This window comes from Roseococcus sp. SYP-B2431, assembly GCF_004336745.1.
GTDB lineage: Bacteria > Pseudomonadota > Alphaproteobacteria > Acetobacterales > Acetobacteraceae > Roseococcus.
Map to the genome: position 1 here is coordinate 97,889 of NZ_SJXD01000031.1, position 25,470 is coordinate 123,358.

Here is a 25,470-nt window from a genome sequence, read left to right on the forward strand (position 1 = left end):
TGGTGAAACCTCCGCCCGGCCTTTACAGAGGCCCGGATGCGATCAGGGACTGCCGTGGCCACCAAGCGAGACACCGAGGATGCCAGGCCGCGCTATCGGCAGATCGCCGACGAGCTGCTCGCCCAGATCCGCGGCGGAGTGCATCCCATCGGGGCGATGCTGCCGACCGAGACGGAGCTCTGCGTGCTCTACGGCGCCTCGCGCCACACCATCCGCGAGGCGCTGCGGCTCGTGGAGGAGGCGGGGCTGGTCTCGCGCCGGCAGGGGAGCGGGACGAGCGTCATCGCCCACGAGACGCGCGGCCGCTTCGTGCAGGACATCACCAGCATGGGCGGGCTGCTGCAATATCCGGAGGAGACCCGCCTCACCGTCCTGCGTGCCCGCGAGACACAGCTCGATTCCGAGACCGCCGCCATCCTCGGCGTGGCGGAGGGCGACACATGGCTGCGCATCGAGAGCCTACGGCGGGTGCGGATCACCACCGCCCCCATCTGCTTCACGAGCGTGCTGATCCCGACGGAATACGCGGCGGTGGTCGAGGAGATCGGCGTGGATCACGGGCCGGTCTATTCGCTCGTGGAGAAGCGCTTCGGCGTGCAGCTGGCGGCGGTCGAGGTGGACCTGACGGCCGGCGGCGTGCCGGAGAGCCAGGCGGCGCTGCTCGACTGCGAGCCGGGCGCGCCGGCCCTCATCATCCGCCGGCGCTACATGGACCAGAACCAGCGGGTCTTCGAGATGTCGGAGAGCTGCCATCCCGCGCCGCGCTTCACCTACCGGGCGATGGTGAAGAAGGAGGGCTGAGCGCGGGGCTAGGCCGCCTCCAGCTTCTCCGTGATGCCGAGCCACTCCGTCTCCAGACGCTCCACGTCCTTGGCGATCGCCGCCCGCCGCGCCGTCGCGCGCGCGATCAGGTCGTTCTTGCCGCTCTCGTAGAGCTTGGGATTGGCCAGCGCGCCCTCGATCACCTTGGCCTCCTCGGCCAGCTTGGCCAGCGTGACCTCGATGCCCTTGAGGCGCGCGCGCAGCGGCGCGTGCTGCGGGCGGTTGTTCTCCACCAGCGCTGGCGCCTTGCCCTTCTTCTCCTCGCGCTTCGTCGCGCCCGTGTTTCGACCGCCAAGCTGCGCGCGATAGTCGTCGAGGTCGCCTTCGAAGGGCGTCACCTTGCCGTCGGCCACCAGCCAGAGCCGGTCCGCCACCAGCTCCACCAGATGCGGATCGTGGCTGATGAGGATCACCGCGCCCTCGTAATCCGCCAGCGCCTTCACCAGCGCGTCGCGCGCATCGATGTCGAGGTGGTTGGTGGGCTCGTCGAGGATGAGCATATGCGGAGCATCGCGCGTGGTCAGCGCCATCAGCAGCCGCGCCTTCTCGCCCCCCGAGAGGCCGCGCACCTGCGTCTCCGCCCGGTTCGCGTCCAGGCCGAAGCGGGCCAGCTGCGAGCGGCACTGCGTCGGCGTCGATTTCGGCATGGCCTCGATCATGTGGCTCAGCGGCGTGCCGTCGAGGTCGAGGTCGTCCTCCTGGTGCTGGGCGAAATAGCCCACGCGCATCCGCCGGTCGCGGTGCACGTCGCCCGAGAGCGGCATGAGGCGCCCTGCCAGCACCTTCGCCAGCGTCGACTTGCCATTGCCGTTGGCGCCGAGCAGCGCGATCCGGTCCTCCTGGTCGATGCGGATGTCCAGGTTCCGCAGCACTACATGGTTGCCGTAGCCGGCCTGGCCGCGATTCACCGTCAGGATGGGCGGCGGCAGCTGCTCGGGCTGCGGAAAGGAGAAATGGGTCGCGTGGTCCTCGATGACGGATTCGATGGCCGGCATCCGCTCCAGCGCCTTGAGGCGCGACTGCGCCTGACGGGCCTTCGTCGCCTTGGCGCGGAAGCGGTCCACGAAGGACTGCATATGGGCCCGCTGGGCGGCCAACTTGACGTTCATCGCCGCCTGCTGGGCGGCGCGCTCGGTCCGCACGCGCACGAAATTCTCGAAGTTGCCGGGGTAGAGGGTGATCTTCTGGCGGTCGAGATGCGCGATGGAATCCACGCAGCGCTCCAGCAGCCCGCGGTCATGGCTGATGATGATCGCCGCCCCCTGGAAGCGCTGGATCCAGCCCTCCAGCCACATGGCCGCCTCGAGGTCGAGGTGGTTGGTGGGCTCGTCGAGCAGCAGCAGGTCGGGCTCGAGGAAGAGCGCGCGGGCCAGCGAGACGCGCATGCGCCAGCCGCCGGAATACTCGCGCGAGGGCCGGGCCTGGGCCGCGGCGTCGAAGCCGAGGCCGGCGAGGATGGTGGCCGCGCGCGAGGGCGCCGCATCGGCCTGGATGGCCAGGAGCCGCTCGTGGATCTCGCCGGCGCGCACCCCTTCGGGGTGGCCTTCCAGCTCGGCGAGCAGGCCGGCGCGCTCGGTGTCCGCCGCCAGCACGATGTCGAGCAGCGAGGTCTCGCCGGCCGGCGTCTCCTGCGCGACATGGCCGATGCGCGCGCGGCTCGCGATGCGGATCTCCCCCCCATCGGGCTGGAGCTCGCCCAGAACGGCCTTCAGCAGCGTGGACTTGCCGGCGCCGTTGCGCCCGACGAGGCCGACCTTGCGGCCGTCATCCACCTGCAGCGAGGCGCCCTCCATGAGGGGACGCCCGGCCATGCGGATGGTCAGGTCCTGGATGGTGAGAACGGTCATGCCGGCGATTTAGACCAGCATGACGCAGCGCGAAATCGCCGAAAGCGCGGATCGGGGTCCCGATTCGGCCAAAGGGACCGCAGAAGGGCTTGCGCGCGGCGGTCGGCTTGGGCATCTGCGCCGCAATCGCTCGCAAAAGGACGCCCCATGGCCATCGAACGCACCTTCAGCATCATCAAGCCCGACGCCACGCGCCGGAACCTGACCGGCAAGATCAACACGATCTTCGAGGAGAACGGCCTCCGCATCATCGCGCAGAAGCGCATCTGGATGAGCGAGCAGCAGGCGAAGACCTTCTACGGCGTGCATGCCGAGCGGCCCTTCTTCAAGGACCTCGTTTCCTTCATGACCTCCGGCCCCGTGGTCGTGCAGGTGCTGGAAGGCGAGAATGCCGTGGCCAAGAACCGCGAGCTGATGGGCGCCACCAACCCGGCCAACGCCGCCGAGGGCACGATCCGCAAGCTCTTCGCCGAGAGCATCGAGGCGAACAGCGCGCATGGGTCGGACAGCCTGGAGAATGCGGGCATCGAGATCGCGTACTTCTTCGCGGGCCTCGAGCTGCTGCCGTAGGACATACTCCAGGGGGCGCTGCCCCCTGGACCCCCGCCAGGGCTTTCGGCCCTGGACCCGAATACCTTGAATTTGATCGAAGATCCAAGAAACTGAGTTTCTTGGCGGGGTGCAGGGGCGGAGCCCCTGGCCTTAACCCCGAGGCCCCGGCCATTCCTCTCGCGGGTTGGGATGCTCGACCGTCATCCCCATCCCCTCCGTCGCCCGCACCGGGATCGCGGAGCGGTCGAACCCGTCCAGGCAGAAGACGTTCACACCGTAGTGATCCGGCGCGGCCCGCTTGAGGTGGAAGGTGTAGATCCCGCACTCACCGCAGAAGAAGTGCCGCGCCCGCTGCGTGTTCCAGCGGTATTCGCGCAGCACGTCCTGACCGGCGAGAATCTCCAGCTCGCTCTCATGGACCTTGGCCATGAGCGCGTTCTTCTTCACGCAGAGCGAGCAGTCGCAGGTGGTGAGCTCGGTGACCGGCGCCGTGATCCGGAACCGCACGGCCCCGCAATGGCAGGAGCCGGCCTGCCCCGGCATGTCAGCCGAAGAAGAGGTAGATCAGCACCAGCAGCACGATCGTCGCGCCGATGCTCCACACGGTCGCCGTGATGAAGCTGTCATACATCGCCCGGCGGTCGGCGATGATGTCCTCGGCCTTCACCTCGACCATGTCGATTTGCATCTGGTGATCGGTCATGACCTGCATTCCTTCATGGCGTCTGCTCGTCTCTACGAAGCGGCGCGAACTGGGGCAAGGGGTTGGCGAGGGCGCCGGCGGCCAAATTCGCGGCTACCACGGCGCGCGCCCCCTCCAGCCTGACCTGTCCGGCGGCCAGCCAGGCCAGCGCGGCGGGGTAGAGGCGGTGCTCCTGCTCCAGGACGCGGGCGGCCAGGGTGGATTCGGTGTCGCCGGCCAGCACCGGCACGGCGGATTGCGCGACGATCGGCCCCTCGTCCACGCCGGGCGTGACGAGATGGACGGTGCAGCCATGCAGCCGCACCCCGGCCGCCAGCGCGCGGGCATGGGTGTCGAGGCCGGGGAAGGCAGGCAGCAGCGAGGGGTGGATGTTGAGCATCCGGCCCGTCCAGATCGCCACGAATTCCGCGGTCAGCACGCGCATGAACCCCGCCAGCGCAAGGATTTCGATGCGATTCTGCGCCAGTGTGGCGGTCAGCTCGGCCTCAAATTCGGCGCGGGTCCGGCCCTTGCTGGCGACGACGGCGGTCGGGATGCCGGCGGCGTTCGCCCGCTCCAGCCCCGCCGCCTCGGCCTTGTTGGACAGGACGAGGGCGACGGTCGCGGGGTAGCCGGGCCGCGCCGCCGCTTCCAGCAGCGCCGTCATGTTGGAGCCGCGCCCGGAGATCAGGATCGCGACGCGCGGCTTGCTCAAAGGGAGAGGCTGCCCTGCATGGCGACCTCGGCCTCGCCGGCACCGCCGGGGATCAGCCGGCCGACCCGGAAGGCGGATTCGCCGGCCTCGGTCAGCAGGGCGATGGCCCTGGCGGCATCGGCTTCGGCCACGACGACGACCATGCCGAGGCCGCAGTTGAAGACCTTCAGCATCTCCGCCTCGGCCACCCCGCCCGCGCGGGCCAGCCAGGGAAAGACGGGCGGCAGCGGCCAGGCGCCGGCCTGGACCTCGGCCGCCACGCCGTCCGGCAGCACACGGGGAAGATTGCCCGGCAGCCCGCCGCCGGTGATGTGGGCGGCCGCCTTGAGCAGCCCGGCCTTGTGCAGGGCCAGCACCGATTTCACGTAAATCCGCGTGGGGACCAGCAGCGCCTCGGCCAGGGTCTGCCCGGGCGCGAAGGGCGCCGGGGCCGTCAGCGCCACGCCCGAGGCCTCGATGATCCGGCGCACCAGGGAAAATCCGTTGGAATGCACGCCCGAGCTGGCGAGGCCGATCAGCACGTCGCCCGCCGCCACGTCGCGCGGCAGCAGCGCGCCGCGTTCCGCCGCGCCCACGGAGAAGCCAGCGAGGTCGTAGTCGCCGCCGTGATACATGCCCGGCATCTCGGCCGTCTCGCCGCCCACCAGCGCGCAGCCGGCCTGCCGGCAGCCCTCGGCGATGCCTGAGACGACCTCGGCCGCCTGCTCGACCTCGAGCTTCCCGGTCGCGAAATAGTCGAGGAAGAACAGCGGCTCGCCGCCCTGCACTACCAGGTCGTTCACGCACATGGCGACGAGGTCCACACCCACATGGCCGTGGATGCCCGCCTCGATGGCCAGCCGCAGCTTCGTCCCCACACCGTCCGTCGAGCTGATCAGCACGGGGTCCGCGAAGCCGGCCGCCTTCAGGTCGAAGAGCGCGCCGAAGCCGCCGAGCCCGCCCATGCTGCCGGCCCGATTCGTGCTCTTCGCCAGCGGCTTGATCCGCTCGACCAGCGCGTCGCCGGCCTCGATGTCCACGCCCGCCTGGGCATAGGTGAGACCGTTCTTCTCGGAACTGTTCAGGGCTGCCTCCGATGGGTTAAACCCAAGCCGGTATTTGGTTACCAGTGGAACGAGGATGGGCCATGACGGCGAGACGTTTGTTGACGGCCCTGGCCTTGGCGCTGCTCTTTTGCCCGCCCCTGAAGGCGCAGGACAACCCCCTCGTGCAGCGGGGCATCCCTGCTGAGGCCACGGCCGAGAACGCGGTCGCCGCCCGCGACCAGGCGCATGCCAGCGCCCGGCGCATCGCCTTCCAGCGCATGGCCGAGGCCCTGGGCGGCAATATCGCCACGCCCTCGGATGCGCAGCTCGAGCGCATGGTGGCGGCCCTGATCGTGGAGAACGAGCGCACCAGCTCGACCCGCTATTCCGGCCAGCTGACCGTGCAGTTCGCGCCGGGCCAGGTGGCCTCGCTCACCGGGCGGAGCTTCTCCGGCAGCGGCGCCGCCAATGCGCCGGGCGGCATGGCGCTGAACATCCCCATGGCGGCGCAGTCCTATGTCGAGGCCACGACTCGGTTCAACTCCTTCCAGGAATGGCTGGAGCTGCGGCGCCGCCTGCGCGCCTCCAACAGCGTGGCGAGCGTGGACATCGTCGCCATCAGCCCGGATGCGGCCCGGATGCGCCTCGGCCTGCGGCAGCAGCCCGGCGAGGCCGCGGCCGCGCTGGGCGCGGCCGGCGTCGCCGTCTCCCAGGACGGCAGCCGCTGGCAGGTCGGGCTCGGCGGGGGCTGACCGCCCCGTGATGGCCCCGCGATGACGATTCCCGGCCGATGACCCCGGACGCGCCCCCCGCGCATCTCCTGCTGACGCTGCCCAACCTGATCACGCTGGCGCGGCTCGCGGCCGTGCCGGCGACCATCTGGCTGATCCTGAATCAGCGCCTGGACATCGCTTTCCTGCTCTTCGTCGCGGCGGCCGTGTCGGACGGGCTGGACGGCTGGCTCGCCCGGTACACCAATGCGCGCACGGCGATCGGCGCGCTGCTCGACCCCGTGGCCGACAAGGCGCTGCTCGTCTCGGTCTATGTCACCCTGGCGGCGATGGGCGTGCTGCCCGATTGGCTGGCGATCCTGGTGGTCTTCCGCGACCTGGTGATCGTGGGCGGCCTGCTGCTGCTCTGGATGCTGGGCGCGCGGACGGCCATCCGGCCCCTCTACGTCTCCAAGCTCAACACGGCGATGCAGCTGGTCCTGGCCGGCTTCGCGCTGTTCCATGCGGGCTTCGGCGCCGAGCTGCGGACCACGCTCCTCGTGCTGGTCTGGCTGACAGCGGCGACCACGCTCTGGTCCGGCCTCGCCTATGTCGTCGTGGCCGGACGCCGGCTGAAGGCGCCCCTTCCATGAGCCGGAGCCCATGAGCGAGCAGATCCCCGCCCCGGGCCGCGGCCGCGCGGCGCCCATGGTGGCCACCCGGCGCCAGCGCGCCATGCTCACCCTGGGCGGGCTCGCGGCGCTGCTTTTCAGCCTCTGGCTCTTCGCCGATATCCTGACGCCCTTCGTCCTGGCCGGCTGCATCGCCTATTTCCTCGACCCGCTGGCGGCGCGCATGACGCGCCTGGGCATGCCGCGCCCAATGGCCGCGATCCTGCTGATCGTGCTGATCGTGCTGCTGGCGCTGCTGGCGCTGCTGCTGCTCTACCCGCTGATCGTCTCGCAGATGGGCGTGCTGCTGACCGCCCTGCCCAGCTACGTCACCAGCATCACCGCGACCTTGCGCGAGCTGCTGGATTCGCTGGAGCAGGCCGCGGGGCCGGACGTCGTGGGCCCGCGCCTGCGCGAGCTGATCCTCGGCCAGGTCGGCGCGATGGTGAGCTGGCTGGGCACCGCCGCGACGCGCCTGATCGGCGGCGGGCTGGCGCTGTTCAACGTCTTCACCCTCGCCATCGTGACGCCGGTGATGAGCTTCTACCTGCTGCGCGACTGGCCCAGCATGATGGCTCGCCTCGAGAGCTGGATGCCGCGCCGCTCCGCCGCCACGCTCCGCCAGCTTGCGCGCGACATCGACCGCGTGCTCTCGGCCTGGCTGCGCGGCCAGATGCTCTGCTGCCTGATCCTCTGCGTCTATTACGCGGTGGCGCTCTCGGCGATCGGGCTGGATCTGGGCCTGACCGTGGGGCTGATGTCGGGCATCCTGTCCTTCATCCCCTATGTCGGCTCCATGACGGGGCTGGTGCTCTCCGTCCTGCTGGCCGTGGGCCAGTGGGGCGACTGGAACGGCGTGGTCTGGGTGCTGGCCATCTTCCTCACCGGCCAGGCCGTGGAGGGCTACATCATCTATCCCCGCCTGCTGGGCGACCGGGTGCATCTGCACGCCGTCTGGGTCATCTTCGCGCTCTTCGCGGGCGGCGTGGCCTTCGGCTTCCTGGGCGTGCTGCTGGCGGTGCCGATCGCGGCGGCGCTCGGCGTGCTGGCGCGCTACTGGCTGCGGCGCTACCTGGAGAGTCCGCTCTACCTGGATCCCCCAAGGACGGGCCTGTGACGAAGCTGAACCGCCCTTTCCGAATCCGGCCGCAAGGCGACGGAGCCGCCGCCCGGCGCTTGAGGGCAAGATAAATGACGCAACAGCTCACGCTGCCCATCGAGCGCCCCCCGTCCTACGCCGCCGCCGACTTCGTGCCCGACGCCAGCAACGAGGAGGCGCTGCGCTGGCTCTCGGCCCCCGCGCGCTGGCCCGACCGGCGGCTCGTCCTCGCCGGCCCGTCCGGCACGGGCAAGACGCACCTGCTGCACGCCACGGCCGAGGCCCAGGGCTGGAACCTGCTGCGCGGGCCCGAGCTGCGCGGCCTGCCCCCGCTGCCGGAGCGCGGCGCGGCGCTGGACGAAGCCGATGGCCCCGGCGAGGAGGAGGCCCTGCTCCACCTCATGAACGCCTGCGCCGAGGCCGGCCTGCCCCTGCTGATGGCCGCCGCCCGCGCCCCCTCCCGCTGGCGCGTGGCGCTGCCCGACCTGCGCTCGCGCCTCGCCGCCACCGCCGTCGCCATGCTGGACGAGCCCTCCGACGCGCTGCTCGACGCGCTGCTCGCCAAGCATCTCTCCGACCTGCAGTTCGAGATTCCGGATCCCTATGTCGTCGGCGTCCTGCGCCGGCGGCTGCCGCGCAGCGCCTCGGCCATGGCCGAGGCCGTCGCCCGGCTGGGGCGCGCCTCGCTGGTGGCCGGCCGCAGGTTGCGCCGGGAGGACGCGCTGGAGGCGATCAAGCCCCTTTTCGATGACGATTCAGGGACATCTCCCGCGGAATCCGGCAATCCGATGCCCCTCAGCCCGGCCCTGCTGTAGAAGGCGCCCATGTCGAGCATCGAGACCTTCCCCGCCCCGATCACCCCCGCCCAGGCGCCCGCCGCCGATTCCCTGGCGGATCCGGGGCGCTTCTTCAACCGGGAGCTCTCCTGGCTCGACTTCAACACGCGCGTGCTGGAGGAAGCCGCCAACCCGCAGCACCCGCTGCTGGAGCGGCTGCGCTTCGTCGCCATCTCCGGGTCCAACCTCGACGAGTTCTACTCCGTCCGCGTCTCCGGCCTCGTCGGCCAGGAGCGCGAGGGCGTGAAGACCCAGTCGCCCGACGGGCTGACGCCGAGCCAGCAGCTCGCGGCCATCCATGCGCGCGCGCTCACCCTGATCGAGGGCCAGCAGGAGGCCTGGCGCACGCTGCGGCACCTGCTGCGCCCCGCCGGTCTTGCCGTGCTCGATGCCGAGGAGCTGCAGCCGGCGGAAATCGCCTGGCTCGAATCCTACTTCCAGGAGCGCCTCTTCCCCGTCCTCACGCCGCTGGCGGTGGACCCGGCGCACCCCTTCCCCTTCATCTCCAACCTCGCCTTCTGCATGGTGCTGAAGCTGGTGCGCGAGGAGGATGGCGGCACGATGCGCGCGCTGCTGACGCTGCCGCCGCAGGTGGACCGCTTCATCCGCCTCCCCGCCGGTCCCCCGACGTCCGAAAACGCTGGCGGCATCCGCTTCGCCTCGCTCGAGGATGTGGTGGCGCTGAACCTGCACCATCTCTTCCCCGGCTTCATCCCGGCCGAGCGCGGCCTCTTCCGCCTGATCCGCGACACCGACGTGGAGTTCGAGGAGGAGGCCGAGGACCTGGTCCGCTCCTACGAGACCGCGCTGAAGCGCCGCCGCCGCGGCCGCGCCATCCGCCTGGCCGTCGAGGCGCGCATGCCGCAGGACCTGGTGGACTTCGTCGCCCAGGAGCTGGAGGCCGACAGCAGCGCCGTCTTCGTCGTGAGCGGCCTGCTCGGCGTCGCCGACCTCACCGCGCTCATCGTGGACGACCGGCCGGACCTGCTCTTCACGCCCTATGCGCCGCGCTTCCCCGAGCGCATCCTGGACTTCGGCGGCGATTGCTTCGCGGCGATCCGCGCCAAGGACATCGTGGTCCACCACCCTTACGAATCCTTCGACGTGGTGGTGCAGTTCCTGCGCCAGGCGGCGCGCGACCCGGCCGTGGTCGGCATCAAGCAGACGCTCTACCGCACAAGCCGCGACAGCCCCATCGCCCGCGCGCTGATCGAGGCGGCCGAGGCCGGGAAATCCGTCACCGCCATGGTGGAGCTGAAGGCGCGCTTCGACGAGGAGCGCAACATCTCCATCGCGCGCGAGCTGGAGGCGGCCGGCGTGCAGGTCGTCTACGGCTTCGTCGAGCTGAAGACCCACGCCAAGATCAGCCTCGTCATCCGGCGCGAGGGCGGGGGCCTGCGCAGCTACGTGCATTTCGGCACGGGCAACTACCACCCGATCACGGCGCGCATCTACACCGACCTCTCCTTCTTCACGACCGATCCGGCGCTGACGCGCGATGCCTCCAAGCTGTTCAACTACATGACCGGATATGCGCGGCCCGAGGCCATGGAGCGGCTCGCCTTCTCGCCGCTCACCATCCGCCCCTCCCTCTACGGGCTGATCCAGCAGGAGATCGCCTTCGCGAAGGAAGGCAAGCCGGGCGGCATCTGGCTGAAGATGAACAGCCTCGTGGATCGCGACCTCATCGACGCGCTCTACCGGGCCAGCCAGGCGGGGGTGAAGATCGAATGCGTCGTGCGCGGCATCTGCTGCCTGCGGCCGGGCCTGCCGGGCCTGTCCGAGAACATCCGGGTGAAGAGCATCGTCGGCCGCTTCCTGGAGCACAGCCGCATCTATGTCTTCGGCAACGGGCATCGCCTGCCGGGCCGCCGCGCCCGCGTCTTCATCAGCAGCGCCGACTGGATGGCGCGCAACATGGACTGGCGCGTGGAGACCATGGTGCCGGTCGAGAATCCCACGGTACATGCCCAGATTCTCGACCAGATCATGGTGATCAACCTCAAGGACGCCGCGCAGAGCTGGAACCTGGAGGCGGACGGCACCTGGCGCCGCCAGACGCCCGACCCCCGCGCCTTCTCGGCGCATGAGTATTTCATGACCAACCCGTCGCTCTCGGGGCGGGGCTCGGCGCTGAACCCGCCGCAGACGCGCGCCCCGCGCCGCCACAAGACCGACCGGATGCAACAGGACTAAGTCACGCATGGATGTCACCAGCCCCGAAAAGCCGCGCTTCGGCGTGGTGGACCTCGGCTCGAACTCGGTCCGCCTCGTGGTCTATGAGGGGATGCAGCGCAATCCGCACGCGATCTTCAACGAGAAGGCCGTGCTGGGGCTGGGCCGCGGGCTGCACGCGACGGGCCGGCTGAACGAGGAGGCCTCGGCCCAGACGCTGACCGTGCTGGGCCGCTACCACGCGCTGGCCCAGGGCATGGGCGCCGACCCGTTGGAGGTGCTCGCCACGGCCGCCGTGCGCGACGCGACGAACGGCCAGGACTTCCTGGACGGGCTGGTCTCCGTCATGCCCGGCGCGCGCGTCGCGGTGCTCTCGGGCGACGAGGAGGCGCGGCTCTCGGCCGAGGGGCTGCTCATGGGCGTGCCCTTCGCCGATGGCGTGCTGGGCGACCTCGGCGGCGGCTCGCTGGAGCTGGTGAAGCTGGTCCGGGGCGAGGTCGTGGAGACGGTGTCGCTGCCCATCGGCACCATCCGCCTGGCCGACCGCGCGGAGGGCGACATCTCGCGCGCCCGCGCCATCGTGGAGACGGAGCTGAAGCGCGTGCCCTGGCTGGGCGCGGCGCCGATCAAGGACCTCTTCCTCGTCGGCGGCACCTTCCGCGCGCTGGCGCGGATGCACATCGCCCAGACCGGCTATCCACTGACGATCGTGCACCACTACGCGATCCGCCGCGAGGAGGCGCGCGACCTCGCCGGCGTGGTGATGACTGCGCCGAAGAAGTCGCTGGAGCGCATGCCCTCGGCGCCGACCAAGCGCGTCTCCGACCTGCCCTTTGCCGCCGTGGTGATGCGCCGCCTGCTGCGCGCCTCCGGCGCCGCGCGCGTGGTCTTCTCGGCCAACGGGCTGCGCGAGGGCTGGTACGGCCGCCGCCTCGACAGGGCCGAGCGCGGGCGCGACCCGCTGCTCTCCGCCGCCATCGAGCTGGGCGAGCGGCTGGGCCGCGACCAGGGACTACCGGCCGCCCTGCTGCGCTGGACCGAGGCGCTGGCCGAGGAGGATGGCGAAGCGCAGCTGCGCGCCGCCGCCTGCTGGATCAGCGACACCGGCTCGCGCGACCATCCGGAATACCGCGCCGAGCAATCCTTCCTGCGCATCCTCCGGCTGCACGGGGTGGGCCTCGACCACCATGCGCGCGCCTTCCTCGCGCTGGTGGCCGCCCTGCGCTACGAGGCCGAGACGGATTCGCCCTGGCTCATGCCGGCGCGGACGCTGCTCTCGGCGGCGGCCATCCGCCGGGCCGAGGTGCTCGGGGCGGCGCTGCGGCTGGCCTATACCCTTTGCGGCGGCGTGCCGGCGCTGCTCGATGCCACGGTGCTGGAGCGGCGCGGGCGGCGGCTGGTGCTGAAGCTGCACCAGGGCGCGGGGGTCTTCGCCGGCGAGTCCGTGCTGCGCCGCCTGGAGGCCCTGGCGCTGGCGCTGGGCCTCGACGCGCTGCTCGAGGTGGACTGACGCGCGCGGCGGCTCAGCGCCGCAGCGCGAGCGCGCCGGCCACAAGCCCCGCCACCAGAACGGCGCAGAGCATCTCGTCGGTCGGCAGGTCGAGCAGGACGGCCAGGCACCAGCTCGCCAGCGGCAGCAGGGCCAGGCGGATGAGCCTCCCGTCCTCCTGCTCCTCCCGGGGCAGGACCGGCCTGGGCTCAGGCCGCCGGACGGGCTCGGCATCGTAGGGGCCCAGGGCCTCCAGGGCCATCTGCTCGGCCGCGATCAGGCTTGGGCGCCGCGGCGCCTTCGGCTTCGGGGAGGTGATGCGGTGTTCCATGCGGAGACCATCCGCCCGCAGGCCCGCCGCCGGCCAATCCATGCTTCCTGTCGGGAAGAGAGAGGGCGCCTATCGGCCCTTACCGCGCGGCGAAATGCGCCAGCAGGACCGACAGGGTGACGACGGACAGCACCGTCGAGACCAGCACCGCGGCGCCGGAGGTGTCCGCCCCCGTCGCATAGCGGCGCGCGAGCAGGAAGGCATTCGCCCCCGTCGGCATGGCGCCGGCGATCACCGCGACGGCGAGCTCCGTCGGAGAGAGTTCCATGGCCCGGCCGATCGCCCAGACCAGGGCCGGCAGCACCGCCAGCTTCAGCACCACGGTCGCGCCGGTCTGCTTCCAGCCGGCCCGGGCATCGAAGCCCTTGAGGCTGCCGCCCAGGCAGAAGAGCGCGACCGGCGCCATGGCCGCGCCCAGCATCTGCAGCGTGGCCCGCGCCGGCGCGGGCACCGGCAGGTGCAGCGAGCTCCAGATCAGCGCCGCCAGGACCGCCATGAAGACCGGGTTCCGCGCCATGCCGCCCAGCGTCGCGGCGAGCAGGCGGAGCGGCGCCGCCTTCTCGTTATGGGCGATCTCGGCCAGCACCGTGGCGACGCCCAGCACCACCATCGAATGCAGCGCGAGGATGGCGATCAGGACCGACAGCCCCTCCTGCCCGAAGCTCGCCAGGACGATGGGAATGCCCATCATCACGGTGTTGCCGTAGCTGGCATCCAGCGCGAGCATGCCGTTCGCGCCGAGCGGCAGCCCGGCCGCGCGCCCGCCCAGCAGGGTTCCGGCATAGAGCAGGCCGACGCCGAGGAAGAAGGCCAGCGCCGCGCCGCCGCCGCCCTGGTGGCCGGCCGTGCCGCTCGCGAAGAGCAGCGCGGGGGCGGCCAGGGTGAAGGCGAAACTGTTGAGGCCGCGGAAGCCCGCCGCGTCGATCCAGCTCCGCGCGGCGGCCAGGTAGCCGGCCAGGATGATGGCGAAGATGGGCGCCACCACCTGCAGGACGACGAGGGCGGAGGCTTTCACGCCCTCAGACGCCGGGCGGCGGCGCCGACCGCAGTCGCGGCCGGATGACCGCTCGGCCGCGCCGATCCTGTTCCTTCCGCGCTCCTCATTCCCGCAACAGGCCGGCGACGAAATCGTCGAGCCAGGGCTGCCGCGCCCGCTCGCCGCGCGCGGCGTGGAGGACGGTCCGCACGGCCGCGGCGGTCTGCTGGAAGTCCTCGTTCACCAGCACATGGTCGAACTCGTCCCAATGGGCGATCTCATCGCGCGCCGCGGCCATGCGGCGCGCGATCTCCTCCTCGTCGTCCTGGCCGCGGCCGCGCAGTCGGCGCTCCAGCTCGCGCAGCGAGGGGGGCAGCAGGAAGATGCCGACGACATCCCGCGGCAGCGCCTCGCGCAGCAGGCGATGGCCCTGCCACTCGATGTCGAAGAGCACGTCGCGGCCCTCGGCCAGGGCCTGCTCCACCGGCGCGCGCGGCGTGCCGTAGGAGCGGTCGAGGAAGCTGGCATGCTCGATGAAGCCGCCGGCTTCGACCATTCCGGCGAACTGCTCCGGCGTCCTGAAGAAATAATGGACGCCCTCCTGCTCGCCGGGGCGAGGGGCGCGGGTGGTGGCGCTGATGGAGAGGGAGAGGTCCGTCTCGGTCGCCAGCAGCTCGCGCGAGATGCTGGTCTTGCCGACGCCGGGCGCGGCCGAGAGGACGAGGCAGATGCCGCGCCGGGCGCGTGCCGGGTCACTCGACATTCGCCGCCTGCTCCCTCAGCCGCTCGATCGCCGCCTTGAGATCCAGGCCGATGCGCGTCAGCGCCACGCTGGCCGATTTGGAGCAGAGCGTATTCGCCTCGCGCACGAATTCCTGCACGAGGAAGTCGAGCTTGCGGCCCGCCCCCTCTCCCTCGGCGACCAGCGCGCGGGCGGCGCCGAGATGCGCGGCCAGCCGGTCCAGCTCCTCGCGCACGTCGGACTTCGCGGCGAGCAGCGCGACCTCCTGGGCGAGCCGCTCCTCCGGGAAGCGCGCGCGGCCGGCCTCGCCGAGCAGCCCGTCCAGCGTCTCCAGGAGCCGGGCCCGCTGCGCGCCCGGCTGGCTCGCGGCCTCGGCGCCGGCCGCCGCACAGAGCGCCTCGATCTCGTCCAGCAGGGCCGTCACGATCTCCGCCAGCCGCGCGCCTTCGGCCGCCCGCGACTCCCACAGCGTGGAAAGGGCGCGCTGGAAGGCCGCGAGCAGCACGCCGCGCCGGGCCTCCTCCTCCGCCTCGGTGAGCTCGGCCTGCTCGGCGCGCATCACGCCGGGCAGGGCCAGCAGCGCCTCGGCCCGCGGCGGGGCGGCGCCGGGGATGCGCGCGGCGAGGCCGGTGACCAGCTCGAGGGCCCGCTCCAGCGCGGCCGGATCGGGCGTCAGCGGAGCCCGCCCCTCGCTGCGCAGCGCCAGGCCGATCTGCACATTGCCGCGCTTGAGCCGCTTGGCGGCGGCGTCGCGCGCCGGCGCCTCCAGCGCGTCGAGCCCCGCCGGCAGGCGGAAGCGCAGCTCGAGCCCGCGGCCGTTCACGCTCTTCATCTCCCAGGCATAGGCGGTGCCGTCGGCGAGGGTTCCGGCTTCCCGGGCGAAGCCCGTCATGCTGCATAGGCGCTTGCTCATGCGGGTTTTCTCCCGCGCCCTCGCGAAGGAGTCCAGGGATGCGCTGGCCGAATGTTCTGATCACCGGCGCCTCCTCCGGCATCGGCACGGCGCTGGCCGAGGCCTGCGCGGGCCGGGGCGTCACGCTCCACCTCTCCGCGCGCAGCCCGGTTCGGCTGGAGGCGGTGGCGGCGGCCTGCCGCGCCAAGGGCGCGGAGGTGCGGCCCTGCGCGGTGGATGTGCGTGACGCGGAGGGCATGGCGGCGTGGATCGGCGAGGCCGGGCGGCTCGACCTGGTCGTGGCCAATGCGGGCATCGGCGCCGGGACGGGCGACTCCTGGGAATCGGCCGAGGATTGCCGGGCCGTCTTCGAGACGAACCTGACGGGCATGCTCAACACCGCGCTGCCGGCCATCGCGGCGATGGCGCGGCAGGAACCGGGCGCCGACGGGCTGCGCGGAAGGATCGCCGTCATCGCCTCCATCGCGGCCTTCGTCGCCGCGCCCAGCACGCCGGCCTATAGCGCAAGCAAATCCGCCGCCCAGCGCTGGACGGAGGCGCGCGACGCGACGGAGCGCAGGCGCGGCATCCGCCTGCACTCCGTGAACCCGGGCTTCGTGCGCACGCCCATGACCGCGGTGAACGACTTCCCCATGCCCTTCCTGATGGAGCCGGAGCAGGCCGCGCGCCGCACGCTGGACGGGATCGCGGCCGGACGACTGCGCATCGTCTATCCCCGCCGGCTCTACGCGCTGGCCAGGATCGTGGGCGCGCTGCCGCCCACCTGGCGCAACCGGCTGCTGATGCTGGCCCCGCCCAAGCCGCCGGCGCGGAAGGAGTAGCGGGGCCGGCGCTTGACGCCGGGGCCGCCCCGGCCGATTCCTCGCCGCAGCCTCCAACCGGGAAACGCCGATGACCCTGCCCCGCCGCCTCGCGCTGTCCCTGCCCCTCCTGGCCGCGCCCGCCATCGCCCGGGCGCAGGCCTATCCGACCCGGCCCATTCGCGTCGTCGTGCCCTTCGCGGCCGGCGGCGCGGCCGACAGCGCCACCCGCGCCATCACGCCCCGCATGGGCGAGCGCCTCGGCCAGCCGATCGTGGTCGAGAACCGGACCGGCGCCGGGGGCTCGGTCGGCGGCGGCGAGGTCGCGCGCGCGGCGCCCGATGGGCAGACGCTGCTGATGGACGCCTCCAGCCATCTGGTGAATCCCTCCCTGCTGCGGGGGCTGACCTTCGACTACGCGACCGCCTTCGCCCCCATCACCCAGGCCGTGACCTTCCCGCAGGTGCTGGCCGTGAAGGCCGACCTGCCGGCACGGACGCTGCCGGAGTTCATCGAGCTGGCGAAGCGGCAGCCGCTCAACATCGGCACGCAGGGCAATGCCACGGCCGGACATCTCGGCCTGGTGCAGTTCGGCCTAGCGGCGGGGATCGAGCTGACCCACGTCCCCTATCGCGGCGGCGCCGACGCGGCGCGCGACCTCGCGGCGGGGACGCTGGACGGCTGCTTCATCACCATGCTCTCGGCCGGGCCTATCGTGGACAGCGGGCGCGCGCGCTTCCTCGCCGTCTCCGCGCCCCGGCGCGTGCCGCTGCGGCCTGAGATCCCGACCTTCGCCGAGCTCGGCACGCCGGGGATCGAGATCGCCGAATGGGCCTCGCTCTTCGCCCCGGCCGGCACGCCGGCGCCGATCCTGGCCACGCTGCACAAGGCCGTCACGGAGACGCTGGCCGAGGAGCCGGTGAAGGCCCGCCTGGCGCAGCTCGCGGCCGTGCCGGTCGGCAGCAGCCCCGAGGAGTTCGCCCGCTACGTCCGCGAGGGCCGGGCCGCCATGGCCGGGCTGGTGCGCAGCGCGAATATCCGCGTTGATTGAGCGCGCGCTGCTCGGCGCGCTGCTGCTGACGCTGCCCGCGGCGGCGCAGGAGACCGACCTGACGGCCGTCCTGGGCCAACCGGTCCTCGCCCTGGCGCAACGGCCCGAGATGACGCTCACGCTGCGCTTCAGCACCGGAGGCTACCGCAGCGCGCTCGCCGCCCGCCTGCGCGATCCCGGGCCGCCCGTGGCCTTGGCCGAGGAGCGCTATTTCCACGGCTACGGCTGCCAGGCGGAGGGCTGCCGGCAGGGCGGGGCCTTCCTCGCCTACGACCTCCGCGAGGAGCGCGTCTTCCTGCTGCTGCTGGAGCAGGGCCGCGTCCGTCTTTCCGTGCCGCCGAACCCGCGCGACTGGCCGGTAGCGCTGCGGCCAGCGCTCCTGCCCTTCAGCCCTGCCCTGAGCGAGGCTATCGGAGGGCGGTGACGGGGCCGCCCGCGGGGGGTCAGCGGGCCTGCAGCAGCGACCGGCTGGGCTCCAGCCGTGACTTGTCCTTGGAGAGCACGTAGAGCTGGGCGTTCAGGAAAGCGTGCATCACCGCATCCCGGATGTCGCCTTCATTGGTCGCGATGCCGGCCGGCGATGCCCCCTGCACCCGCTTGTTCGCGACGCCGATCCGCAGCCCCACGCTGTTGTTGTGAATGTCCATCTTCGAGGCCATCGAGCCCTCGGTCCGCCCGAACTCATGCGTCATCACCACGCGCATCGCGTCGTTGTAGGCCAGCTGGCTGGCCAGGAGCGCCGACCAGTAGCAATGCCGCAGCGCATCGGCCGGGCCGTCGTTGCGGCTCACCTCGGCGACGGCTTCCGCCTGCTCGGGGGTCAGTTCGGCGGTGAAGGCGTAGGAGACCGCGCGGGACCAGCGGATCGCCTCGTCCCGGGCCTCCTTCAGCACGAAGGCCTGACGCGGGTTAGCGGAAACGATGTCGCGCACCGCGTCCTTCTCGAAGTCGTTCAGGTCGTTCCAGATCTTGAACTTGTTCTGGAGATCCTCGAAGAAACTCATGGCTGCCCCCTTCTGCAATAAAGGGTCTCTGCCAGAGGCCGGCAGTGCCAGCCACGCAAGAATTGTCGCGTCTGTACGCAAGAAGGGCGGGAAGCTGTGCTTCCCGCCCTTCCTGAATCTCCGGAATGAAGAGGTGGCTTACGCCGCCTCCTGCTCCTCGGCGACCTCGGGCTTCGGCCCGCTGTCGAGGCCCTTGGCGGCCACGTCGCGGTCCACCAGCTCGATCACGGCCATGGCGGCGGCGTCGCCGTAGCGGAAGCCCGCCTTCAGCACGCGGCAGTAGCCGCCGGCCCTACCCTTGTAGCGGTCGGCGATGGTGGTGAAGAGCTTGTCCACCACCTTCTCGTCCATGATCACCGAATAGGCCTGCCGGCGCGCATGCAGGCCACCGCGCTTCGCCAGCGTGATGATGCGCTCGACATAGGGGCGCAGCTCCTTCGCCTTGGGCAGAGTAGTCGTGATCTGCTCGTGCTTGAGCAGGCTCGTCGCCATGTTGCGGAACATCGCCGCGCGATGGGTGGACGTGACGTTGAGCTTCCGCCCAGAAACACCATGACGCATAGTCTTATCTCCTGGCCGAACTAAGTAGCGGCTATCAGAACGGCTCTTCGATCTTCTTCGCCAGGTCCTCGATGTTCTCGGGCGGCCAGCCAGTGATCGGCATGCCGAGCGAGAGGCCCATCGAGGCCAGCACTTCCTTGATTTCGTTCAGCGACTTGCGGCCGAAATTCGGCGTCCGCAGCATCTCCTGCTCGCTCTTCTGAACGAGGTCGCCGATATAGACGATATTGTCGTTCTTCAGGCAGTTCGCCGAACGAACGGACAGTTCGAGCTCGTCCACCTTGCGCAGCAGGTTGCGGTTGAAGGGCAGGTCGTCCTGCACCTCGTCGCGCACCTTCTCGCGCGGCTCCTCGAAGGTCACGAAGAGCGACAGCTGGTCCTGCAGGATGCGGGCGGCCAGCGCCACGGCATCCTCGGGCACCACCGTGCCGTTGGTCTCGAGCGAGAGCACCAGTCGGTCGTAGTCGGTCACCTGGCCCACGCGGGTCGGCTCCACGCGATAGGAGACCTTGCGGACCGGCGAATAAATCGCATCGACCGGGATCTGGCCGATCGGCGCGTCCTCGGCGCGGTTCATCGAGGCGGGCACGTAGCCGCGGCCGACCTGAACCGTGAGCTCCATGGAGAGCTTCGCGCCATCGTCCAGCGTGCAGATGACCAGCTCGGGATTGGCGATCTCGATGTCGCCCGTCGTCTGGATCTGGGCCGCCGTCACCTCGCCCGGGCCCGTCGCCGTGAGCAGCAGGCGCTTCGTGCCCTCGCCCTGGTAGCGGATGGCGAGCTGCTTGAGGTTGAGGATGATGTCGGTCACATCCTCGCGCGCGCCGGTCAGGCTGCTGAACTCATGCAGCACGCCGTCGATCTTCACGCCCGTCACGGCCGCGCCCTGGAGCGAGGACAGCAGGATGCGACGCAGGGCATTGCCGAGCGTCTGGCCGAAGCCGCGCTCGAGCGGCTCGGCCACCAGCGTCGCCTGACGCAGATCCGTGCTGCCCGACTCGACCTGCAGCTTCTCGGGCTTGATCAGTGATTGCCAGTTGCGTTCGAGCAAGTGCGTCTCTCCTGGGAGCGGGCCCGCCCGGTGCTTGGAACCGGGGCGGGGAGATGCTCGCGATACGAAATACCGGCGGCCGACGGGCCGCCTTGAGGGTCAGACCCGCCGGCGCTTGCGCGGGCGGCAGCCATTGTGCGGGATCGGGGTCACGTCGCGGATCGCCGTCACGTGGAAGCCCACCGTCTGCAGGGCGCGCAGCGCCGACTCGCGACCCGAACCGGGGCCCGACACCATGACCTCGACGGTCTCCATGCCATGCTCGCGCGCCTTCATGCCCGCGTCCTCGGCGGCCATCTGCGCGGCATAGGGCGTGCTCTTGCGGCTGCCCTTGAAGCCCTTCGTGCCCGAGGACGACCAGGCAATGGAATTGCCCTGCGCGTCCGTGATGGTCACGATCGTGTTGTTGAAGGTCGCGAGAACATGCGCCACGCCGGAGCTGATGTTCTTGCGCTCCTTCTTGCGGGGGCGGTTGCCCGCCTTCGGGGGGGAGGCCATCCTACTTCGTCACCTTCTTCTTGCCGGCAATGGCCACGGCCTTGCCCTTGCGCGTGCGCGCATTGGTGTGCGTGCGCTGGCCGCGGACCGGCAGGCCGCGGCGATGACGGAGGCCGCGATAGCAGGCCATGTCCATCAGGCGCTTGATGTTCATCGCAACTTCACGGCGGAGATCACCCTCCACGCGATAGTCACGGTCGACGACCTCGCGCAGCTTCATGATCTCGTCGTCGGTCAGCTGGTTCACGCGGCGCTCGGCCGGGATGCCGACCTGTTCGCAGATCTGCTCCGCGTTCTTCGGGCCGATGCCATAGATATAGCGCAGCGAGATCACCACGCGCTTGTTGGTGGGGATGTTCACGCCAGCGATGCGCGCCACGGTCCAGCTCCTGCGGGCCTTACGGCCCCCTAAATGTTTACCGCGCCACCAGAAATCCGGTGTTGCGGCGATACTTCCTGATCGAGCAAAGCAGAACACGGCCGAAGCGTGCCCTGGCACGCCGCGTCCGTGAGAGGCGGGGACATAGGCCCAACCCCTCCTGTCCGTCAAGCACCCGAGGTCAGAATCCTCTCCAAATCACCCGTCACGGCGGACATTTCCGCCATGCCGTCGACGCTGCGCAGCTTCCCCTGCACGGCATAGTAGGGCAGCAGCGGCGCCGTTTGACGGTGGTAGGCGGCCAGGCGGGCCCCCACTGTCTCGGCCTTGTCGTCGGCGCGCCGCGTGAATTCCGTGCTGCCGCAGACGCCGCAGACGCCCGGCACCTTCGGCTGTTTGAAGACGTCGTGGTAGCCCTCGCCGCATCGGGCGCAGGTGTACCGGCCGGAGATGCGCTCGACCATCTTCGCGTCGTCGACCTTGAGCTCGATCACATGGTCGAGCACGAGGCCCTTCTCGGCGAGCATGCCGTCCAGCGCCTCCGCCTGGGGCGTCGTGCGCGGGAAGCCGTCCAGGATGAAGCCGCGGGCGGCGTCCGGCTGCTGCACCCGGGCGGCGAGCATGGCGGTGATCACTGAATCCGGGATCAGCTCGCCGCGCTCCATGATCGCCTTGGCCTCGAGCCCGATGGCCGAGCCCGACTTCACCTCGGCGCGCAGCATGTCGCCGGTAGAGATCTGCACCAGGCCGAAGCGCTCCTCGAGCCGCTTGGCCTGGGTGCCCTTGCCGGCGCCCGGCGGGCCCAGGAGGATGAGGTTCATCGTCATCCCCCGTTACCTCGGCCGCGGGCCGCGGCCGCCGAGGCGGGCCTTCTTGATCAGACCCTCGTACTGGTGGGCGAAGAGATGCGACTGCACCTGGGCCACCGTGTCCATGGTCACGGTCACGATGATCAGCAGCGAGGTGCCGCCGAAGTAGAAGGGCACGCCGTAATTCGAGATCAGGATCTCGGGGATGATGCAGACGATGACCAGATAGGCGGCGCCGACGACCGTCAGGCGGGTCAGTACGCGGTCAAGGTAATCCGCGGTCTGCTGGCCGGGGCGGATGCCGGGGACGAAGCCGCCATACTTCTTCAGGTTGTCCGCCGTCTCGGCCGGATTGAACACCACGGCCGTGTAGAAGAAGGCGAAGAAGGCGATCAGCGCGATGTAGAGCGCCATGTAGAGCGGCTGGCCATGCGCCAGCATGTTGGCGATCGTCTGCAGCCAGGTGTCGGCCGTGCGGTCGGTCGAGAAGCCCGCGACGGTCGCCGGCAGCAGCAGCAGCGAGGAGGCGAAGATCGGCGGGATCACGCCCGCGGTGTTCAGCTTCAGCGGCAGGTGCGTGTTCTCGCCGCCGAACATGCGGTTGCCCACCTGACGCTTGGGGTACTGCACCGGGATCCGGCGCTGGGCCCGCTCCATGAAGACCACGAAGACGATGGTGCCCACGGCCGCGGTCAGGAAGAAGATGATGAAGAAGGTGGAGAGCGCGCCCGTCCGCCCCAGCTCCAGCGTGGAGATCAGCGCCGAGGGCAGGTTGGCCACGATGCCCGCGAAGATGATCAGCGAGATGCCGTTGCCCACGCCCCGCGCGGTGATCTGCTCGCCCAGCCACATCAGGAACATCGTTCCGCCGACCAGGGTGATGGTGGTGGAAACGCGGAAGAACATGCCCGGGTCGGTCACCGCCGGGCCCGAATTGCCGCGGATCGCCTCCAGCCCCACGCCGATGCTGTAGGCCTGCACGATGGCGATGACCAGGGTCAGGTAGCGGGTGTACTGGTTGAGCTTCTTGCGCCCGCTGTCGCCCTCCTTCTTGAGGGCCTCCCAGCTCGGGATGGCCGCTGTCATCAGCTGGACGATGATGCTGGCCGAGATATAGGGCATAATGTTGAGCGCGAGCACCGTCATGCGCCCGAGGGCGCCGCCGGTGAACATGTCGAACATGCCGAGGATGCCGCCGCCGTGCTGGCGCAGCATCTCGCCCATCACCGCCGCATCAACCCCCGGCACCGGCACATAGGTGCCGATCCGGTAGACGATGAGCGCGCCGAGCGTGAACCAGATGCGGTTCTTGAGCTCCGTCGCCTTGGCGAGGACGCCGAAATTGAGGCTGTTGCCAAGCTGATCGGTGGCCGAGGCCATGCGTCTATCCTTTTCCGGGCGTCACGCGCCCGGCGTTATGGATCACGGGCCTATGGATAATGCCCGGGGGCGCCACGTTCCAGAGTGGACCGACGCCCGGCGCCGGATTCACTCCGCGGCGGCTTCCGGGGCCGGCAGGGTCACCTTGCCGCCCGCGGCCTCGATCGCCGCGACCGCTGCCGCCGAGGCGCCGGAGACCGTGATCTGCACCGCGCGCTTGATCTCGCCATTGCCCAGCAGCCGCACGCCCGCGAACTTCTTGCCCTGACGCACCACGCCGGCATCGCGCAGGCTCGCCTCGGTGACCGGCTCGCCGGCCTTCAGCTTGCCTTCCTCGAACGCCTTCTCCAGCGTGCCGAGGTTGATGGTCGCGTATTCCAGGCGGAAGATGTTCTTGAACCCGCGCTTCGGCAGACGCCGATAGATCGGGAGCTGACCACCCTCGAAGCCGTTCAGCGACACGCCGGTCCGGGCCTTCTGGCCCTTCACGCCGCGGCCGGACGTCTTGCCCTTGCCCGAGCCGATGCCGCGGCCGATCCGCTTGAACTTCGGCCGCGCGCCCTCGTTGTCACGCAATTCGTTGAGCTTCATGACCATGTCCTTCGGAGGTCCGACCGCAACGCGGTCAGCCCTCCACCTTCACGAGATGCGCGACCTTGCGGATCATGCCGCGCACTGCGGGCGTATCCTCCAGCTCGCGCGAGCGGTTGATCTTGTTCAGGCCCAGCCCGACCAGCGTCGCCTGCTGGCCCGGCTTCTTGCCGTTGCCCGAGGCGATCTGCGTCACGCGGACCGTCTGCTTCGTCTCAGACATTGGCCACCTCCGCGGTCTCGACGGCGCCATCCTTGCGCGGGCCAAGCAGGTCGGCGACCTTCTTGCCGCGACGGTTCGCCACCGCGCGCGGGCTGGACGCCCGCGTCAGGGCGGCGAAGGTCGCCTTCACCATGTTGTGCGGGTTGGTCGAGCCAGTGCACTTCGCCACGACGTCGCCCATGCCCAGCGTCTCGAAGACGGCGCGCATCGGCCCGCCGGCGATGATGCCCGTGCCGGCCGGAGCGGAGCGAAGAATCACCTTGCCCGCGCCGAACTCGCCGACGACGTCGTGATGCAGCGTGCGGCTCTCGCGCATCGGCACGCGGATCATGCCCTTCTTGGCACGCTCCGTCGCCTTGCGGATCGCTTCCGGCACTTCGCGTGCCTTGCCGCTGCCCCAGCCCACGCGGCCCTTCTGGTCGCCCACGACGACCAGCGCGGCGAAGCTGAAGCGACGGCCGCCCTTTACCACCTTGGCGACGCGGTTGATGGTGACCAGCTTGTCCTGCAGCTCGTCGCCGCCGTCCCTCTCGGGCTGCGGGCCACGGTTGTTGTCGCGATCGCGGCCACGGCCGCGGCCCCGGTTCTCGCCTTCGCCGCCACTGCGCGGTTCACGTGCCATGTTCGATCTCCCCGCGGCTCAGAAGGAGAGGCCGCCCTCGCGGGCAGCCTCCGCCAGAGCCTTGACGCGGCCATGATAGAGGAAGGGCCCACGGTCGAAGACGACCGCGCTGACGCCGGCGGCGATCGCGCGCTCGGCTACCAGCTTGCCCACGGTTGTCGCCGCGTCCCTGTCGGCGCCCGTCTTCAGCTCGCCGCGCAGCTCCTTCTCGAGCGTCGAGGCGGCGGCGACCGTGCGGCCCGCCACGTCGTCGATGACCTGGGCGTAGATATGCCGTCCGGAGCGGAACACCGAAAGACGCGGGCGACCGGCGCCCTTGACCTTCAGCTGGTAGCGCAGACGAGCGCGGCGGCGCTGCCGCAATGCGATCTTGTCGGCCATTACTTCTTCTTCCCCTCCTTCCGGAGGATGACTTCGTTGTCGTATTTGACGCCCTTGCCCTTGTAGGGCTCGGGGCCGCGATACGCGCGGATCTCGGCGGCGACCTGGCCGACCTTCTGCTTGTCCATGCCCTCGACCTTGATGGCGGTCGGACGCTCGCAGGTGATCTTGATGCCGGGCGGCTGCGGGTAGCGGATCTCGTGGCTGTAACCGAGGTTCATCACGAGGTCGTTGCCCTGCATCGCGGCGCGGTAGCCGGTGCCGGTGATCTCCATCGACTTCACGAAGCCAGTCGAGACGCCCTGCACCATGCCGTTTACCAGGCTGCGGGTCGTGCCCCAGAGGGTGCGGCTGCGCGTGTCGGAGCCGCGCGGCGAGACCGCGACCTCCTTCTCGCGCACGTCCACGTCCACGGCATCCGTCAGATCGAGCCGGAGCTCGCCGAGCTTGCCCTTGGCCACCAGCGTGCGGCCGGCCAGGGAGACCTGGACGCCAGCAGGAATGGGGACCGGATATTTACCAACGCGTGACATAT

General features: G+C 70.4%; 32 protein-coding genes. 11 read left to right on the plus strand and 21 right to left on the minus strand.

Translation table 11 applies throughout. From position 1 onward, the window contains the following. Positions 1–54: 54 nt before the first annotated feature. On the plus strand, positions 55–801 hold the full coding sequence (locus EJV46_RS22350; protein ID WP_165585689.1) for a GntR family transcriptional regulator: 747 nt from the start codon (positions 55–57) through the stop codon (positions 799–801). An 8-nt stretch (positions 802–809) separates the two neighbouring features. On the opposite strand, the gene EJV46_RS22355 is transcribed toward EJV46_RS22350, so the two are convergent. Then, complete coding sequence (locus tag EJV46_RS22355) at positions 810–2,669, minus strand: ABC-F family ATP-binding cassette domain-containing protein (RefSeq protein WP_131550954.1); 1,860 nt, start codon at positions 2,667–2,669, stop codon at positions 810–812. 147 nt (positions 2,670–2,816) lie between these two features. Here EJV46_RS22355 and ndk point away from each other — a divergent pair, with 147 nt between their 5' ends. Further along, positions 2,817–3,239, plus strand: a complete 423-nt coding sequence (gene ndk / locus EJV46_RS22360; protein ID WP_131550955.1) for a nucleoside-diphosphate kinase — start codon at positions 2,817–2,819, stop codon at positions 3,237–3,239. 132 nt (positions 3,240–3,371) lie between these two features. Here the strand turns inward: ndk and EJV46_RS22365 are convergent, their stop codons facing one another. From EJV46_RS22365 to purM, 4 genes are read right to left on the minus strand one after another with little or no spacing between them, the layout of a single operon-like run. Then, positions 3,372–3,728 (minus strand): GFA family protein, encoded by a 357-nt coding sequence (locus EJV46_RS22365; protein WP_206020903.1) that lies wholly within the window; start codon positions 3,726–3,728, stop codon positions 3,372–3,374. 37 nt (positions 3,729–3,765) lie between these two features. Then, positions 3,766–3,924: an aa3-type cytochrome c oxidase subunit IV gene (locus EJV46_RS22370; protein WP_131550957.1), complete on the minus strand. Its 159-nt coding sequence runs from the start codon at positions 3,922–3,924 to the stop codon at positions 3,766–3,768. 13 nt (positions 3,925–3,937) lie between these two features. After that, the gene (purN, locus tag EJV46_RS22375; protein WP_131550958.1) at positions 3,938–4,618 is read right to left on the minus strand and encodes a phosphoribosylglycinamide formyltransferase; all 681 of its coding nucleotides are present in this window, start codon (positions 4,616–4,618) and stop codon (positions 3,938–3,940) included. After that, on the minus strand, positions 4,615–5,637 hold the full coding sequence (gene purM / locus EJV46_RS22380; RefSeq protein WP_370323109.1) for a phosphoribosylformylglycinamidine cyclo-ligase: 1,023 nt from the start codon (positions 5,635–5,637) through the stop codon (positions 4,615–4,617). Before purM ends, purN begins: the two co-directional genes overlap by 4 nt. A gap of 107 nt (positions 5,638–5,744) precedes the next feature. On the opposite strand from purM, the gene EJV46_RS22385 reads away from it, so the two are divergent. The 6 genes from EJV46_RS22385 to EJV46_RS22410 all read left to right on the plus strand — a co-directional run bounded on the left by EJV46_RS22385 (position 5,745) and on the right by EJV46_RS22410 (position 12,644). Continuing rightward, the gene (locus EJV46_RS22385) at positions 5,745–6,395 is read left to right on the plus strand and encodes a hypothetical protein (RefSeq protein WP_131550960.1); all 651 of its coding nucleotides are present in this window, start codon (positions 5,745–5,747) and stop codon (positions 6,393–6,395) included. A gap of 38 nt (positions 6,396–6,433) precedes the next feature. Then, a complete protein-coding gene (locus EJV46_RS22390) occupies positions 6,434–7,006 on the plus strand; it encodes a CDP-alcohol phosphatidyltransferase family protein (RefSeq protein ID WP_131550961.1) in 573 nt (190 codons plus the stop codon). Positions 7,007–7,016: 10 nt separating this feature from the next. Then, a complete protein-coding gene (locus EJV46_RS22395) occupies positions 7,017–8,141 on the plus strand; it encodes an AI-2E family transporter (protein WP_240782703.1) in 1,125 nt (374 codons plus the stop codon). A 74-nt stretch (positions 8,142–8,215) separates the two neighbouring features. Further along, on the plus strand, positions 8,216–8,938 hold the full coding sequence (locus EJV46_RS22400; protein ID WP_131550962.1) for a chromosomal replication initiator DnaA: 723 nt from the start codon (positions 8,216–8,218) through the stop codon (positions 8,936–8,938). Positions 8,939–8,947: 9 nt separating this feature from the next. Continuing rightward, positions 8,948–11,155: an RNA degradosome polyphosphate kinase gene (locus EJV46_RS22405; RefSeq protein ID WP_131550963.1), complete on the plus strand. Its 2,208-nt coding sequence runs from the start codon at positions 8,948–8,950 to the stop codon at positions 11,153–11,155. 7 nt (positions 11,156–11,162) lie between these two features. Further along, positions 11,163–12,644: a Ppx/GppA family phosphatase gene (locus tag EJV46_RS22410; protein WP_131550964.1), complete on the plus strand. Its 1,482-nt coding sequence runs from the start codon at positions 11,163–11,165 to the stop codon at positions 12,642–12,644. 13 nt (positions 12,645–12,657) lie between these two features. On the opposite strand, the gene EJV46_RS22415 is transcribed toward EJV46_RS22410, so the two are convergent. From EJV46_RS22415 to EJV46_RS22430, 4 genes are all read right to left on the minus strand, one after another. Continuing rightward, entirely contained in the window at positions 12,658–12,954 is a 297-nt protein-coding gene (locus EJV46_RS22415) for a hypothetical protein (protein WP_131550965.1), read from the minus strand. Positions 12,955–13,033: 79 nt separating this feature from the next. Beyond that, positions 13,034–13,969, minus strand: coding sequence for an AEC family transporter (locus tag EJV46_RS22420; RefSeq protein ID WP_131550966.1), 936 nt, complete (start codon positions 13,967–13,969; stop codon positions 13,034–13,036). Positions 13,970–14,054: 85 nt separating this feature from the next. Then, positions 14,055–14,693, minus strand: coding sequence for a guanylate kinase (gene gmk / locus EJV46_RS22425; RefSeq protein ID WP_131550967.1), 639 nt, complete (start codon positions 14,691–14,693; stop codon positions 14,055–14,057). Then, positions 14,683–15,585: a YicC/YloC family endoribonuclease gene (locus tag EJV46_RS22430; RefSeq protein ID WP_131550968.1), complete on the minus strand. Its 903-nt coding sequence runs from the start codon at positions 15,583–15,585 to the stop codon at positions 14,683–14,685. Before EJV46_RS22430 ends, gmk begins: the two co-directional genes overlap by 11 nt. Positions 15,586–15,623: 38 nt before the next feature. Here EJV46_RS22430 and EJV46_RS22435 point away from each other — a divergent pair, with 38 nt between their 5' ends. The 3 genes from EJV46_RS22435 (at position 15,624) to EJV46_RS22445 (ending at position 17,860) form a co-directional block, all read left to right on the plus strand. Next, the gene (locus tag EJV46_RS22435; protein WP_131550969.1) at positions 15,624–16,406 is read left to right on the plus strand and encodes an SDR family oxidoreductase; all 783 of its coding nucleotides are present in this window, start codon (positions 15,624–15,626) and stop codon (positions 16,404–16,406) included. 70 nt (positions 16,407–16,476) lie between these two features. Next, positions 16,477–17,436 (plus strand): tripartite tricarboxylate transporter substrate binding protein, encoded by a 960-nt coding sequence (locus EJV46_RS22440; protein ID WP_131550970.1) that lies wholly within the window; start codon positions 16,477–16,479, stop codon positions 17,434–17,436. After that, positions 17,429–17,860 carry a hypothetical protein gene (locus tag EJV46_RS22445; RefSeq protein ID WP_131550971.1) on the plus strand — a complete coding sequence of 144 codons (432 nt, stop codon included), beginning with the start codon at positions 17,429–17,431 and terminating at the stop codon, positions 17,858–17,860. Before EJV46_RS22440 ends, EJV46_RS22445 begins: the two co-directional genes overlap by 8 nt. Before the next feature lie 19 nt (positions 17,861–17,879). Here EJV46_RS22445 and EJV46_RS22450 read toward each other — a convergent pair whose 3' ends face one another. The 12 genes from EJV46_RS22450 to rplF all read right to left on the minus strand — a co-directional run bounded on the left by EJV46_RS22450 (position 17,880) and on the right by rplF (position 25,468). Further along, positions 17,880–18,440 carry a DUF6973 domain-containing protein gene (locus EJV46_RS22450; protein WP_131550972.1) on the minus strand — a complete coding sequence of 187 codons (561 nt, stop codon included), beginning with the start codon at positions 18,438–18,440 and terminating at the stop codon, positions 17,880–17,882. A gap of 138 nt (positions 18,441–18,578) precedes the next feature. Beyond that, entirely contained in the window at positions 18,579–19,001 is a 423-nt protein-coding gene (gene rplQ, locus EJV46_RS22455; RefSeq protein WP_131550973.1) for a 50S ribosomal protein L17, read from the minus strand. A 34-nt stretch (positions 19,002–19,035) separates the two neighbouring features. Further along, on the minus strand, positions 19,036–20,052 hold the full coding sequence (locus EJV46_RS22460; protein WP_131550974.1) for a DNA-directed RNA polymerase subunit alpha: 1,017 nt from the start codon (positions 20,050–20,052) through the stop codon (positions 19,036–19,038). A 99-nt stretch (positions 20,053–20,151) separates the two neighbouring features. Beyond that, positions 20,152–20,550, minus strand: a complete 399-nt coding sequence (gene rpsK, locus EJV46_RS22465) for a 30S ribosomal protein S11 (RefSeq protein WP_131550975.1) — start codon at positions 20,548–20,550, stop codon at positions 20,152–20,154. A 1-nt stretch (position 20,551) separates the two neighbouring features. Continuing rightward, a complete protein-coding gene (gene rpsM / locus EJV46_RS22470; RefSeq protein ID WP_131550976.1) occupies positions 20,552–20,929 on the minus strand; it encodes a 30S ribosomal protein S13 in 378 nt (125 codons plus the stop codon). 167 nt (positions 20,930–21,096) lie between these two features. Next, complete coding sequence (locus EJV46_RS22475) at positions 21,097–21,750, minus strand: adenylate kinase (RefSeq protein WP_131550977.1); 654 nt, start codon at positions 21,748–21,750, stop codon at positions 21,097–21,099. Between the two features lie 12 nt (positions 21,751–21,762). Further along, complete coding sequence (gene secY / locus EJV46_RS22480; RefSeq protein ID WP_131550978.1) at positions 21,763–23,118, minus strand: preprotein translocase subunit SecY; 1,356 nt, start codon at positions 23,116–23,118, stop codon at positions 21,763–21,765. A 108-nt stretch (positions 23,119–23,226) separates the two neighbouring features. Beyond that, positions 23,227–23,709, minus strand: a complete 483-nt coding sequence (gene rplO / locus EJV46_RS22485; RefSeq protein WP_131550979.1) for a 50S ribosomal protein L15 — start codon at positions 23,707–23,709, stop codon at positions 23,227–23,229. Between the two features lie 34 nt (positions 23,710–23,743). After that, a complete protein-coding gene (gene rpmD / locus EJV46_RS22490; RefSeq protein ID WP_131550980.1) occupies positions 23,744–23,932 on the minus strand; it encodes a 50S ribosomal protein L30 in 189 nt (62 codons plus the stop codon). Beyond that, entirely contained in the window at positions 23,925–24,554 is a 630-nt protein-coding gene (rpsE, locus tag EJV46_RS22495) for a 30S ribosomal protein S5 (RefSeq protein WP_131550981.1), read from the minus strand. The genes rpmD and rpsE overlap by 8 nt, the downstream gene beginning before the upstream one ends. Before the next feature lie 18 nt (positions 24,555–24,572). Beyond that, complete coding sequence (gene rplR / locus EJV46_RS22500; protein ID WP_131550982.1) at positions 24,573–24,935, minus strand: 50S ribosomal protein L18; 363 nt, start codon at positions 24,933–24,935, stop codon at positions 24,573–24,575. Next, complete coding sequence (gene rplF, locus EJV46_RS22505) at positions 24,935–25,468, minus strand: 50S ribosomal protein L6 (protein WP_131550983.1); 534 nt, start codon at positions 25,466–25,468, stop codon at positions 24,935–24,937. Before rplF ends, rplR begins: the two co-directional genes overlap by 1 nt. Between the last annotated feature and the right edge of the window lie 2 nt (positions 25,469–25,470).